Consider the following 12,843-nt stretch of genomic DNA (forward strand, 5'->3'; position numbering starts at 1 on the left):
CCCGAACACATTGTCGTGCGTAACACCGACCATGACCTCCCGCACGAAGCGGTATTTTTTCATGGCCTGCACCGAAACACCGGTAATGCGGGCATCGGGCCGGGAAGCCAGAGTACGCGCGAGAATGCCGGCAAAAGCATGACGCAGTGCCGCCTCATTGCTGATATTCAGCTCGACCCCCCCCACATCAGACTTGTACATGATGTCGGGCGAATCAATTTTCAGCACGACCGGATAGGCTATGGCAGCAGCCAGTTCAACCGCCTCGTCAGCGGTGCGGGCAAGCGCGGTCGGGTTAACCGGGATACCAAAACTCGCCAGCACGGCTTTGGATTCGCGCTCGGACAAGAGTTCACGTCCTTCAGTACGCGCCGTGGCAATCACGGCACGTGCAGCCGCAATATCCGGCGCGTGAAGCGCCCCCTCCAGCGGACCCGGCGTTTGCAGCAGCAACTGCTGGTTGTCGTGATAGGCGGACAGATTACGGAACACTTCCACCGCAAACTCCGGAGCCCTAAAGTGTGCGCACTTGGCCTTGGAAAACAGCTCGCGGCTCTCGGAGACCTTGGCATCGCCCAGCCAGGATAAAAATATCGGCTTGGATGACTCGCGCTGCAAGCCCACCATCAACTGTGCGGTCGTCAAATGATCGGTACCGGCCTGCGGCGTAAAAATGACCAGCACCCCATCGACCCCCGGGTCATCCAGACAGCCCTTGACCGCACTACGAAAGCGCATCGGCGACGCATCCCCGATAATATCGACCGGATTATTGTGCGACCAGTTGCGCGGCAAGACATCATCCAACTGTGCCAGCGTCTGCTCGGAAAGCGTGGCCAACTCTACCCCGTTAGCCCTGGCACTATCCGCAGCCAATATCCCGGGGCCGATACCATTGGTCACAATAGCCAGACGCGGTCCGGAGATGCGGTATTTGGCAGCCAGAACTTTAGCCGCAGTAAAAAGCTGAGCGATGGTTTGCACCTGCAGGACACCCGCGCGCGACAGTGCGGTATCGAACACCGCATGACTATCAACCAGATGACTGGACAGCAACACCCCGGTATTCTGGCTTTCATAACGGCCGGACTTGATGACCACGACAGGTTTGGTACGTGCAGCGGCACGCAGCGCACTCATAAAGCGGCGGGCATCATGGATATGATGCACATGCAGCAAGATGCCCTGAGTAAAGTTATCGGCCACGAGATAATCGAGTATCTCGCCAAAGTCGACATCCAGAGCCGTCCCGACCGAAATCACACTGGAAAAACCTATCCCCTTGGTATCGGCCCAATCAAGCATGGCCGTACATAGGGCCGAAGACTGCGACACCAAGGCCAGATTCCCCGGCTTCACTTTACTGCTGTAATTAGTGGCATTGAATCCGGCCACAGGCCGCATCAAACCCAAAACATTCGGCCCAAGCACCCTGATCCCGTAGTGGCGGGCAATCGACATGGCCTCGGACATGATTTCGCGCTCGGCTTGTTCGCTATCGGAAAACTCCTTGGCCAACAGCATCGCCTTCACGCCTTTTTTGCCACAATCCTTCATGATCGCCGGCAAGCTGCGTAAAGGCGTCGTCACAACCGCCAATTCCACGATCGGCTCTATCTGACGCACGGAGGCCACCGCGACGATTCCACCTACAGTCTTATGGTTGAGATTGACCGGATAGAGTTTCCCCTGAAAATTGCCCGCCAGTAAATTGGCAAAAACGGCCTGACCGACCGAGCCTGAGGTATCACTGGCACCGATCACAGCGACGCTGCGCGGGGAAAACAATGGCGTAAGATAATGGGGCTTCATGGGAACTCTTCTATATCCGGCTAAACATGACCTCACACCGCTAACAGCCGGCATACATAGAGGTAAATATGGCAGGCTAAACAATACAGCCCTACATCCGCATGTGGAACATATCCATTACTAATAAATATTAAAATATACCAAGCATGACCCGATAATGTACGAGCCAACAAGTGACGACAGCCATGGCTGGCGTCACGTCCGCAAACTTGTTAGTCTCTCAGACTTTCACCTTGGATAGTGCCCCGCAACGATGCCTGCGTCGAGCGGTTATCAACGGAGTATATAAAGCCATCATGACGAAACGTGTCGTCACACTCGCCCACTATTACACCCAGCCGGAAATCCAGCAGATGGCCGACAAGGTGGGTGACAGCTTGGAACTCTCTTTGTTTGCACGCGAAGCAGAGGCTGACATTATTGTTTTTGCCGGTGTACGCTTCATGGCAGAAACAGCCAAAATACTCAATCCGGCAGCGACGGTCATTCTGCCGGATGCAGGCTCGACCTGCTCGCTGGTGACCCAGACAGATATTGCGGCACTCAAACGCTGGCGTGACAACCATCCCGATCACGTCCATGTGTCCTATATCAACTCGAGCGCGCAACACAAGGCACTCTCGGACTGGATAGTCACCAGCCGTAACGTCGACGACATCATCGCGCACCTTTACGCCGAGGGGAAAAAAGTCATTTTCTCACCGGACCGCAATATGGGTGCCTACCTGAACTATCAATACGGCTATGACATGCCACTTTGGTCTGCCGTATGTGAAGTCCACGACAAGTTCAATGAAGCTGCGCTCACTGAAGCCTTCAATGCCGTACCCAACAGCAAATTCCTGATTGCGCACCCGGAAAGCCCGTTACCGGTACTGAAAAAGGCTGACTATGTCGGCTCGACATCAGGCATGCTCAACTGGGTCAAGGCTTATGCTGGCGATAAGAATGCGGTGATCTTCGTCGCCACAGAAGACGGCATTCTTTACAATATGGGCCTGGCACGCCCCGATCTGGACCTGCGCCAAGCGCCTATCTATGCCGGTTGCCAGTGCACTTCCTGTCCATATATGAAGATGAATACCATCGAGGCCGTACGCCGTGCCCAGCAGGGAGAGGGTCTGGAAATCGACTATATGACACAGGCAGAAATGGATGCGGCCCGCCTGCCGATAGAACGCATGCTCGACTTTAGCCAGCGCTACTACCCCTAGACCTCAGTGCATGATGGTTTGCGACCATAACAGACCAACCGCCTGTCATCAGCTGCGCATGCTTTGTGCTTTTGCCACCGCACCTGGCAAAGAGATAAGCGGGCGGTCACCCGGAGGCTCGCCATGAAGTTCCTTATTAGCAATGACGATGGTTATTTCGCACCAGGCATTGCCATGCTGGCATCGACCCTTGCGCGTCACGGTGAGGTTGTCGTTGTCGCGCCGGAACGTGACCGCAGCGGTGCCAGTAATTCGCTGACACTGGACAGGCCGCTGACCGTACGCAAAGCGGCAAACGGCTTCTTTTATGTGAATGGAACACCGACCGACTGCGTCCACTTAGCGGTCACCGGCCTGCTCGACTTCCGCCCCGACATGATTTTTTCCGGCATCAACCATGGTGCAAACATGGGCGACGACACCATTTACTCGGGCACCGTCGCAGCAGCCACCGAAGGCTATTTACTGGGCATCCCTTCCGTCGCCATATCACTGTGCGGCCGCTCCGGCGCCAATTTTGCAAGCGCAGCACATATTGTTGACCAGCTGATTTCCCGGGTACAGGCCTCCCCCCTCACCCGTGCAACACTGCTGAATGTCAATGTCCCCGATATTCCGCTGGACGCCCTGCAAGGCAGCCTGATCACACGCTTGGGCCGGCGCCACCATGCGGAACCCGTAATTCAGAGCCAGAATCCACGCGGCGAAAAGGTTTATTGGGTCGGGGCGGTGGGTGAGGCACAAGACGCCGGTGAAGGTACCGATTTTTGGGCTATCGCCAACCGGTATGCCTCGATCACTCCGCTGATGATAGATCTGACCGCCTACGCGCAACTGGATGGTATCAAGTCATGGCTGCATCCTTGAGCCATCCGGCCCCGGCTTGGGGCATGCTATCGCAACGTACCCGCCAGCGCATGGCTGACCGCCTGCGCCAAAGCGGTATCTGCGATGAGCGGGTGCTATCCGCCATGAGTCAGATTCCTCGCCACCTGTTTGTCGACGAGGCACTGGCCAGCCGTGCCTACGACGATGTTTCACTCCCCATCGGACATGGCCAGACCATATCGCAACCCTTCACCGTTGCCCGCATGACAGAGTTACTGATTACCGGGCGCAAACCCGGACGGATTCTCGAAATCGGAACCGGATGCGGCTATCAAAGTGCGGTCCTGCTCAAGACCGGCGCGGAAGTCTATTCGATAGAACGCATCGCACCTTTGCTGGATCAGGCCAGACGCAACCTGCGCAGCGCACAGCTGATACATGTAAGGCTGGTACATGGCGATGGGCATTTCGGCCTACCCGAGGCCGCGCCCTTTGACGGCATCATCATGACCTGTGCCGCCAGCTTCATCCCCGAACCACTACTGGAACAACTGGCAGAGCATGGCCGCATGATCATGCCGCTGGGAGAACATGAGCAGCATTTACTGCTACTGGAAAAGACGCCGGATGGAATCCAGCAAACCCGGCTGGATCCGGTCAAATTTGTGCCACTGCTCCCCGGGCGAGCGTAGTCGTAAAGATACAACAGCCAGCATACCAAATCATTTACACCAGAAGCCAAACGGCATATAAAAGAATCATGCAGAATACAGCGCAAAACAGAATCAACAACAAGTTTAAAGTCTTGGCATCCTGCGCATCACTCTTGCTGACCGCCTGTGCGCAGACATCGCATACGCCGGCCCCCATTATCGCAGCGCAAGATGCAAGAACCATCCAGTCCGCCACGACAGGAAATATGGTTGTAACAAATGCAGCCGAAACTACGCCACTGGCGATGCCATCCAGCAGCGTCAGGCCATTAGCAATGTCAGCAGGGTCGCGAGCAACGACACATACCGTACAGGCTGGAGAAAACTTGTACCGCATTTCAGTCAATAACGGCTTGCGCCATCAAGACGTTGCACAGTGGAATGCGCTGGAGAACTTTGACATCAAGGTCGGTCAGGTTTTACGCCTGACAGCACCAGGCAGCAATACAGCGGCGCCGGTCATCAGGCCGACGGCCACTACAAGTACAAGTACAAGTACAAGTACAAGTACAAGTACAAGCACGAATATCGGCAGCACGGCAGTCAAGTCTTACCCGAAGGCGCTGAAACTGCCTTATAGCGAAAGCGCAAGCAAGTCACTGGCGCAGCAAAGTGAAGGGACAGCAAGCGTAGCAGGCAGCATCGCGGCAAGTAAACCTGCTCCCGCTGTCCCGCAGGTCAGCAAGACGACCCCGCCACCCGCCAAGGTGGTAGCCAGTGAACCTGGAAAACAGGTCGTAGAGGCAAGCAGCAAACAAACCGCGCCGGTCAACAGCACCATAGGTTGGATCTGGCCAACAGAGGGCAAGGTGGTACGCAAGTTCTCCGATCAAAACAAAGGACTGGATATTGCAGGCAATATGGGGCAAGCCATCATTGCGGCTGGCGATGGCAAGGTGGTGTATAGCGGCAGTGGACTCAAAGGCTATGGCAAGCTGATCATCATCAAACATGACAAAGTTTTCTTATCGGCCTACGCCCACAATAGCGAACTGCTGGTCAAAGAAGGGCAAAGCATCAAAAAGGGGCAAAAAATAGCCACCATGGGAAACTCGGATAGCGATCAGGTCAAACTGCATTTCGAAATCCGCGAGTACGGCAAGCCGGTCAACCCTGATAAATATCTGGCCTACTAGTCTTGAAGCAGCGTGTTCTTTCTGCTTCGGATGACAAAGCGGCCTAGAAGGAGGAGGAAGCATGAAAGACACGCTGGATATCTTAGAAGACAGCAGGGGTGAAGACGAACTGCTGGAGGCCGAAGAAAAACAGGCTGATGCAGAAGACGCAACCAAGGAAGCCGCCGAATACGAAGAGGTAGCCGATGTCACCCAGATTTACCTCAACGATATCGGCAGCAATGCCCTGCTGACCCCTCCACAAGAGCTGGCACTGGCGCGCCGCGTGGTTCAGGGCGACTTTGAAGCCCGCCAGAAAATGATAGAGCACAATCTGCGCTTGGTCGTGAACATTGCCAAGCACTATATCAACCGTGGACTGACCCTTCTGGACCTGATCGAAGAAGGCAATATCGGGCTGATGCATGCACTGGAAAAATTCGACCCCGAGCGCGGTTTTCGCTTCTCGACTTACGCCACCTGGTGGATACGCCAAAGCATAGAGCGCGCGATCATGAACCAGTCGCGCACCATACGGCTGCCGGTGCATGTCATCAAGGAGCTCAATGTTTACCTGCGTGCCTCACGCCAGCTGGAAAGCCGCTGGGGTCGCGAGCCTACCGTAGAAGACATTGCCCAGCATGTCGGCAAGCCGGTTGAAGACGTACGGCGCATCATGAGCCTGAACGAGCGCATGGCTTCGCTTGATGCACCGCTGGATATCGACCCCATGCTGTCCATCGGTGAATCCATTCCGGATGAACAGCACGACGAGCCGGATATTCAGCTGCATAACCTGCAAGTCGAAAAATATGTCCATCACTGGCTCTCCCAACTTTCGGAAAAACAGCGCATGGTCATCGAACGCCGCTACGGGCTGGGTGGACATGAGATCTGTACGCTGGAAGAACTGGCCACAACCTTGAACCTCACGCGTGAACGCGTGCGCCAGATCCAGATAGAAGGTCTGGAACACCTGCGGCGCATCCTGAGGCGTCAGGGTGTCGCCAAAGATCTGCTGATCTAGACTTGAGGCGGTGGATAGGCCCAATACAGGCAAGCCTGTCCACCGCACCCAGCCCAAACGCCCCCCATCACCACCAGCTACAAATCTGCAGTATCAGATACAGCGAGTAAATCATTTGCGTTTAGCTCGATCCTAGCTCACAATTTATCTCAAAGTCATAAGCAGTACTTCCCTTACAAGCAATAAGGACACGCTCGTGTTTTCCTGGCTCAAAAATCGCTGGCACCGCACAGGTCTGACGGCCTACATCACCCACTCTGATTGCCTTGGCCATAATATGGGCGTCGGGCACCCGGAGTGCCCAGAACGCCTGACCGCCATCCGCGACCAACTGATGGCATCCCAGATTTTTGACACCCTGCAGGAAACGGATGCGCCACTGGTCACGCCACACCAGCTGGCCCGTGTTCATCCTCCACGCTATGTCGACTATATCGAAGCCTGCACGCCTCACGTCGGCACCTTTCGTATCGATCCGGATACCGCCATGTCGCCAGGCACCCTGTTGGCGGCGCAGCGAGCAGCAGGTGCGGTCGTCAAAGCCGTTGAACTGGTCTGTGAAGACAAGGCACCCAATGCCTTTTGCGCCATACGCCCTCCCGGACATCATGCTGAAAGCGCGAAGTCGATGGGGTTTTGTTTCTTCAATAATATTGCGGTCGGCATGGCACATGCGATGTCGACTTATAAATTCGAGCGCATTGCCATCGTGGATTTTGATGTCCACCATGGCAACGGTACCGAAGAAATATTCAAGGACGACCCACGGGTGATGATGGCATCGATGTTTCAGCACCCGTTCTTTCCCTATTGTGGTGACAGCCCGAGCGGCAGCAACCCCAATATGCATAATGTGCCAATGAAAGCAGGTTCTGGAGGGCGCGAGTTTCGCGAAGCGGTCGAAACGGTATGGTTGCCGGCGCTGCATGAATTTCAGCCACAAATGCTGTTCATCTCTGCAGGTTTTGACGCCCATCGTGAAGATGACATGGGCTCGATGGGGCTCAGCGAATCCGACTATGAATGGGTCACCCGCCATCTGGTCCAGATCGCCGACCTTTACTGCCAAGGCCGTATCGTCTCGGTTCTGGAAGGTGGTTATGACCTTTCGTCGCTGGCACGCAGCGTGACCGCCCATGTGCGCGTACTGGCCGATATCTGATTAACATCGTGGCAAACCCAAAAGCCGGCACCGGCTCTTGGGTTGTTTGCCATCAGGATGCAAGCTGACTCAAAGGCAAGGCGGTCGTCTGCTTGAAATCCTTAAGCACAAAACTGGACTTCACATCCTCAACGCCCGGGTGCTGCAGCAGGTGATCCATCACAAAACGGGAAAAATGCTCCAAATCCTGAAAATAGACCTGTAGCAGATAGTCCATATCCCCAGTCATGGCATAACAATTCACCACCTCCTGCCAGCCCTGCACCGCCTCGATAAACGACTTGAGATTCCCCCCTCCACGCTTTTCCAGCTTGACCCGCACAAATGCATGCAAGCCCAGCCCCAGGCAAGCAGGATCCAGCAAGGCCACATACTGGCGAATAACGCCGGACTCTTCCAGCTGCTTGAGCCGTCGCAGACAAGGGGAAGGTGACAGTGCGACTTTTTCCGCCAGTTCCACATTCGACAAGCGGCCATTCAGCTGCAAGGCGGCCAGCATCTTCAGATCAGTCTTATCCAGTACCAGGCTAGGCATGGTTTCTCCTTTTTAATAATTTATTTGTAATTTTTATCTTTTTTTCAATCTTGAGCTGCAGCAGAACGCAGCAAAATTGCTGTGTTCTTACTCTAGAATGAAATGCCAAAATCAGTCCAGTTATTAGCGTCAGATTGCCGGTTTTAGTGTTGCAAGAGAGGAACTACGATGCCAAACCCAGACACCTTGCTAGAACAAAAGCAATCTGCATGCATTCGCACCCCCACTGATATACAGTGCAGCGTAACTCCCGCATACAGTGCAAGCGAGCGCGAAACATGGCGGACGCTGTTCTTGCGCCAGCAACAACAATGGCCAGAACGCGCTTGCAGCGAGTATCTGTGTGCACTGGAGGCAACCGGCCTTGATCCCGAAACAATCCCCAGCCTCGGCGACATCAGCGGCCGCATTCAACGGCAGACCGGCTGGCAACTGGAGCGCGTCGCCGGCATCGTGCCCGACGACGAATTCTTTGCCATGCTGGCGGCGCGGGTTTTCCCATCCACCGACTTCATTCGCCAGCCGGAAGATATCGACTACACCCCGGCACCCGATATGTTTCACGATCTGATCGGCCATGTGCCGCTACTCACCCACCCGCAGTTTAGCGCCTTCTTTGAACGCTTCGGCCGTGCCGGCAGCACTGCGTTTGCACAAGATCACCCGGCGCGTCTGTGGCTGGCTCGTATTTATTGGTACACCGTCGAATTCGGTCTGCTGCAGACCCGCGAAGGCCTGCGCATTTATGGTGCAGGCATTCTCTCCTCGCCAGCAGAGGTGAAATACAGTCTGTCGGAAGCCACCACCAAACTACCTTTCGATATCGAACGCATCGCACAGACTCCCTACGACGTCTGGCATATGCAGGACACCCTGTTTGTCATCGACAGCTTTGCACAACTGGAAAACGAATTTGCCCGCTGGACCCGGTCCCACGGACTGGCTTGATAACAATAAAAGGAGAAGATCATGGAGATAGACCGCACCAACCCGCTAGCTTGTGATGGTTTCGAATTTGTCGAATACACCGCGCCCGATCAGGCCGGCATCCAGCTACTGAAAACACTCTTTAGCGCACTGGGGTTCAGCGAAGTCGCGCGCCACCGCCATAAACAGGTCAGCCTGTATCGGCAAGGTAATATCAACTTCATCATCAATGCCGAGCAGCAGCACCCCGCCCATCTATTTGGTGAGCAGCATGGCCCGTCTGCCTGCGCGATGGCTTGGCGCGTCAAAGATGCGGGAGCAGCCTACGAGTATGCGCTGGCTCATGGTGCCAGGCCCTACACCCGCCCTATCGGCTATATGGAACTGAATATCCCGGCCATTGAAGGCATCGGCGGCTCGGCGCTCTATTTTGTCGACCGTTACGGGCCACAGCACAATATTTACGATGTCGATTTTGTTGCCCTGCCCGGCATAGACCCGCATCCGGAGGGCGTAGGGCTGAAGGAAATCGACCACCTCACCCATAATGTCAGGCGTGGCCGCATGCAGCACTGGGCCGATTTTTACCGGCAGATAGGCAACTTCAGGGAAATCCGTTATTTCGACATTGAAGGCAAGCTTACCGGCCTTAAATCCATGGCCATGACCAGCCCATGCAGCAAGATCCGTATCCCCATTAACGAATCCTCCGACGACAAGAGCCAGATCGAGGAGTTTCTGGCGGCTTACCAAGGCGAAGGCATCCAGCACATCGCGCTGGCCAGCGACGACATTTACGCCAGCGTGGAACAACTCGCCGCCTGCGGGATGCGCTTTCTCTCCACCCCCGACACCTATTACGCCAATGTCGACAAGCGCCTGCCCGGCCATGGCGAAGATCTGCAGCGCCTACAGCACGACAGCATCCTGATAGATGGCGCACCCAGTGAAGGCGGCGGCATCCTGCTGCAGATATTCACCGAAACCGTGATCGGACCGATCTTTTTCGAGATCATCCAGCGCAAGGGAAACGAAGGATTTGGCGAGGGAAACTTCAAGGCCCTGTTCGAATCGATAGAGGAAGACCAATTGCGCCGCGGCGTACTGCAAGAGGGGTAAAGCGCGGCCATTTTTTCCCAAAACCCCCATTAATGGAAATTCAAGCTTGACTCGGGGCATTTCGTCTGGTTAAATGCACGCCTCTGAACGCGATGCAGCACAGCGTGAAGGCCTGTTAGCTCAGTTGGTAGAGCAGCGGATTGAAAATCCGCGTGTCCTTGGTTCGATTCCGAGACAGGCCACCAGATACCGAAAAAGCCCGAATCCATGATTCGGGCTTTTTCTATATTCGCCGCCTCAAGCCGGATGCAATCTTCAGCTTACGCAAACTGGCGGATATATGCGGCAACCCCACCCAGTAGCATCTCGATCGAAATCGCGGTCAATACCAGCCCCATCAAGCGCTCCAGCGCCGTGATCGCCTGCTCTCCCAGCAATTTTTGCAAACGATCGGAAAACAGGAAGACTACCGTCGTCACCAAAATGGAAATCACCAGCGCCCCCACCCACTCCGGCATACGATTAGGCTCACGCGTGGCCATCAGCAGCACCGTCGCCATCGCAGAGGGGCCTGCAATCAGCGGGATGGCGATAGGGACGATAAACGGCTCCCCGCTCACCTTATCCCCGCCCAGAGCCCCGCCTTCGCCCGGAAAAATCATTTTGATCGCGATCAAGAACAGAATGACTCCGCCAGCCACACTCAGCGACTCATCACTCAGATGCATGACTTTGAGAAAAGTCTGCCCCCCGAACATAAAAGCCAGCAACACAAAAAATGCGATCAGGCATTCGCGATAAACCACCCGTTGCCGGCGCTCGGGCTTGACCTGCTTGAGAGCAGAAATAAATAGCGGAATATTACCCAGCGGATCAGTAATCAGAATCAGCAGGATGGTCGCAGAAAAAAAAGTGGTTTCCATAAGGCAGGCTACAAGTAAAAAATGATGAAGGCGTGCAAATTATCGCACGCCTTCATCACCACTACCGCTAAATACTCAACACTCAAGCTTGCCGGTTTTAACTGCGATTCGAGCCAGAGACCATGGGAATCACGAACAAACGGCAATCCAGCCCCCCGTTAAACAGCGGCATACGCTGTTTTGGCGTCAGCCGGATCAGCTTGGCCAGACGCAAGTCACCGGTAAAGAAATTGGCGGTCCAACCGGAGAAATGCTGCTTGAGCCAAGCCCCTAGTTGCGGGTATAGCAAGGCCAGATCTTCCTGCTCATCCAGACGCACGCCATACGGCGGATTGGTCACAATCAGGCCACTATCGGCATGGGGACGGGTATCCAGCACATTGCTTTGTGCGATTTGCACCAAACCGTGCAAGCCGGCCTGCTTGAGGTTATGCCGGGTCTTGACCAGCATCTGCACCGACACATCGGAGCCACGGATAGGCAAGGCCGACAACGGCTTCTCGGCCTGACGCGCCCGCGCCTGTACGCTTTCCCACTCGACGGCATCAAAACTGCGCAGCTCGCGAAAAGCGAAGTCGCGTAAACGTCCCGGTGCCCGGTTCAGTGCGATATCGGCCGCTTCAACCAAAAACGTACCGCTACCCATCATTGGATCCAGCAAAGGCTGGGAGCCGTCATAACCGGCCAGCAGCAGAATGCCGGCGGCCAGATTCTCACGTAGCGGTGCCTCACCGGTATCCTCGCGCCAACCGCGCTTGAATAGCGGCTCGCCACTACTGTCGATATACAGCGTGGCCTGATCCGCAGACAAAAATACCTGCAGGCGTACGTCAGGGTAACGGGTATCCACACTAGGACGCCCCAAATCGGCCTGACGGAAGCGGTCGCATACCGCATCCTTGACCTTGAGCGAAATAAAATCGAGGCTGCGCAGGGCAGAACCTACGCCATCCGTCTTGACCTTGATCGTCTTGCCGACACTAAACCAGCGCGGCCAGTCGACAGTCAAAGCCAGCTTGTAGACATCCTGCTCGCTGCGATACGGGCCTTGCGCCAGCTGGATCAGAATACGGCTGGCAGTACGCGACTCCAGATTAGCGCGCATCATCACGGCATTGTCGCCGGCAAATGCCACACCGTTGTTACGCTTATCAATAGCGGTGGCACCCAGCGCAGCCAATTCTGCGGCCAGCACCCCCTCCAGGCCACGCGGGCACGGCGCAAACATGGCGCTGACGCGCTCGGCACGGATGGCAACCGGGGCGCGGCCATGCGGACGTGCCTCTGGCGGCGCCTGCATCGTACCGGCAGCCTTGGGGGCATTCGCACTAGAGGGCAACGGTGCTGGCGTTTCAGGCGTGACACCGGCCTCGTCAAGCGGGCGTATAAAATGGCGGCTCGACTGCGAGCGCTCGCGGGATCGGAAACTGGACATGCCCACTCCTTATTAGCAATCCCGCATCTTAGCGGATTTTGTGTCCGCATTCTTGGAGACACGCCCACCTTTGGGCTACCATCGCCGCCTTGA

At 55.6% G+C, this 12,843-nt stretch carries 13 protein-coding genes and 1 tRNA gene; 9 read left to right on the top strand and 5 right to left on the bottom strand.

All coding sequences use genetic code 11. The features are described 5' to 3' along the window. Positions 1 to 1,812 (bottom strand): acetate--CoA ligase family protein (locus tag ACRC1E_RS07670; protein ID WP_438514514.1); only part of this gene is annotated, 1,812 nt, incomplete at its 3' end. Between the two features lie 185 nt (positions 1,813 to 1,997). On the opposite strand from ACRC1E_RS07670, the gene nadA reads away from it, so the two are divergent. The 3 genes from nadA to ACRC1E_RS07685 all read left to right on the top strand — a co-directional run bounded on the left by nadA (position 1,998) and on the right by ACRC1E_RS07685 (position 4,546). Next, positions 1,998 to 3,026: a quinolinate synthase NadA gene (nadA, locus tag ACRC1E_RS07675; RefSeq protein ID WP_438514515.1), complete on the top strand. Its 1,029-nt coding sequence runs from the start codon at positions 1,998 to 2,000 to the stop codon at positions 3,024 to 3,026. 123 nt (positions 3,027 to 3,149) lie between these two features. Next, positions 3,150 to 3,893: a 5'/3'-nucleotidase SurE gene (gene surE, locus ACRC1E_RS07680; protein ID WP_438514516.1), complete on the top strand. Its 744-nt coding sequence runs from the start codon at positions 3,150 to 3,152 to the stop codon at positions 3,891 to 3,893. 23 nt (positions 3,894 to 3,916) lie between these two features. Next, positions 3,917 to 4,546 carry a protein-L-isoaspartate(D-aspartate) O-methyltransferase gene (locus ACRC1E_RS07685; RefSeq protein ID WP_438514517.1) on the top strand — a complete coding sequence of 210 codons (630 nt, stop codon included), beginning with the start codon at positions 3,917 to 3,919 and terminating at the stop codon, positions 4,544 to 4,546. A 34-nt stretch (positions 4,547 to 4,580) separates the two neighbouring features. Here ACRC1E_RS07685 and ACRC1E_RS07690 read toward each other — a convergent pair whose 3' ends face one another. After that, complete coding sequence (locus ACRC1E_RS07690; protein WP_438514518.1) at positions 4,581 to 4,913, bottom strand: hypothetical protein; 333 nt, start codon at positions 4,911 to 4,913, stop codon at positions 4,581 to 4,583. Here ACRC1E_RS07690 and ACRC1E_RS07695 point away from each other — a divergent pair. The 3 genes from ACRC1E_RS07695 to ACRC1E_RS07705 all read left to right on the top strand — a co-directional run bounded on the left by ACRC1E_RS07695 (position 4,894) and on the right by ACRC1E_RS07705 (position 7,871). Then, complete coding sequence (locus ACRC1E_RS07695) at positions 4,894 to 5,703, top strand: peptidoglycan DD-metalloendopeptidase family protein (RefSeq protein WP_438514519.1); 810 nt, start codon at positions 4,894 to 4,896, stop codon at positions 5,701 to 5,703. The two genes, ACRC1E_RS07690 and ACRC1E_RS07695, sit on opposite strands and share 20 nt — an antisense overlap. A 61-nt stretch (positions 5,704 to 5,764) precedes the next feature. Then, on the top strand, positions 5,765 to 6,709 hold the full coding sequence (rpoS, locus tag ACRC1E_RS07700) for an RNA polymerase sigma factor RpoS (protein ID WP_438514520.1): 945 nt from the start codon (positions 5,765 to 5,767) through the stop codon (positions 6,707 to 6,709). A 196-nt stretch (positions 6,710 to 6,905) separates the two neighbouring features. Continuing rightward, complete coding sequence (locus tag ACRC1E_RS07705; protein ID WP_438514521.1) at positions 6,906 to 7,871, top strand: histone deacetylase family protein; 966 nt, start codon at positions 6,906 to 6,908, stop codon at positions 7,869 to 7,871. A 52-nt stretch (positions 7,872 to 7,923) separates the two neighbouring features. On the opposite strand, the gene ACRC1E_RS07710 is transcribed toward ACRC1E_RS07705, so the two are convergent. Next, complete coding sequence (locus ACRC1E_RS07710) at positions 7,924 to 8,406, bottom strand: Lrp/AsnC family transcriptional regulator (protein ID WP_438514522.1); 483 nt, start codon at positions 8,404 to 8,406, stop codon at positions 7,924 to 7,926. Positions 8,407 to 8,574: 168 nt separating this feature from the next. Here ACRC1E_RS07710 and ACRC1E_RS07715 point away from each other — a divergent pair, with 168 nt between their 5' ends. From ACRC1E_RS07715 to ACRC1E_RS07725, 3 genes are all read left to right on the top strand, one after another. Next, positions 8,575 to 9,354: a phenylalanine 4-monooxygenase gene (locus tag ACRC1E_RS07715; RefSeq protein ID WP_438514523.1), complete on the top strand. Its 780-nt coding sequence runs from the start codon at positions 8,575 to 8,577 to the stop codon at positions 9,352 to 9,354. A gap of 21 nt (positions 9,355 to 9,375) precedes the next feature. Further along, positions 9,376 to 10,452: a 4-hydroxyphenylpyruvate dioxygenase gene (gene hppD / locus ACRC1E_RS07720; RefSeq protein WP_438514524.1), complete on the top strand. Its 1,077-nt coding sequence runs from the start codon at positions 9,376 to 9,378 to the stop codon at positions 10,450 to 10,452. Positions 10,453 to 10,561: 109 nt separating this feature from the next. Next, a tRNA-Phe gene (locus ACRC1E_RS07725) sits at positions 10,562 to 10,637 on the top strand. Between the two features lie 75 nt (positions 10,638 to 10,712). Here ACRC1E_RS07725 and ACRC1E_RS07730 read toward each other — a convergent pair. Together ACRC1E_RS07730 and ACRC1E_RS07735 are read right to left on the bottom strand one after the other, a co-directional pair. Next, complete coding sequence (locus ACRC1E_RS07730) at positions 10,713 to 11,315, bottom strand: MarC family protein (RefSeq protein WP_438514525.1); 603 nt, start codon at positions 11,313 to 11,315, stop codon at positions 10,713 to 10,715. 97 nt (positions 11,316 to 11,412) lie between these two features. Next, entirely contained in the window at positions 11,413 to 12,750 is a 1,338-nt protein-coding gene (locus tag ACRC1E_RS07735; protein ID WP_438514526.1) for a THUMP domain-containing class I SAM-dependent RNA methyltransferase, read from the bottom strand. Positions 12,751 to 12,843 lie beyond the last annotated feature (93 nt).

The organism is Craterilacuibacter sp. (assembly GCF_051659485.1).
Lineage (GTDB): Bacteria > Pseudomonadota > Gammaproteobacteria > Burkholderiales > Chromobacteriaceae > Craterilacuibacter.

Bases quoted from the DNA above. Each gene is read 5' to 3' on its own strand.
- nadA (WP_438514515.1), top strand. From the start codon at position 1,998: ATGGCTGGCGTCACGTCCGCAAACTTGTTAGTCTCTCAGACTTTCACC.
- surE (WP_438514516.1), top strand. From the start codon at position 3,150: ATGAAGTTCCTTATTAGCAATGACGATGGTTATTTCGCACCAGGCATT.
- ACRC1E_RS07685 (WP_438514517.1), top strand. From the start codon at position 3,917: ATGCTATCGCAACGTACCCGCCAGCGCATGGCTGACCGCCTGCGCCAA.
- rpoS (WP_438514520.1), top strand. From the start codon at position 5,765: ATGAAAGACACGCTGGATATCTTAGAAGACAGCAGGGGTGAAGACGAA.
- ACRC1E_RS07710 (WP_438514522.1), bottom strand. From the start codon at position 8,406: ATGCCTAGCCTGGTACTGGATAAGACTGATCTGAAGATGCTGGCCGCC.
- ACRC1E_RS07715 (WP_438514523.1), top strand. From the start codon at position 8,575: ATGCCAAACCCAGACACCTTGCTAGAACAAAAGCAATCTGCATGCATT.
- hppD (WP_438514524.1), top strand. From the start codon at position 9,376: ATGGAGATAGACCGCACCAACCCGCTAGCTTGTGATGGTTTCGAATTT.
- ACRC1E_RS07730 (WP_438514525.1), bottom strand. From the start codon at position 11,315: ATGGAAACCACTTTTTTTTCTGCGACCATCCTGCTGATTCTGATTACT.
- ACRC1E_RS07735 (WP_438514526.1), bottom strand. From the start codon at position 12,750: ATGTCCAGTTTCCGATCCCGCGAGCGCTCGCAGTCGAGCCGCCATTTT.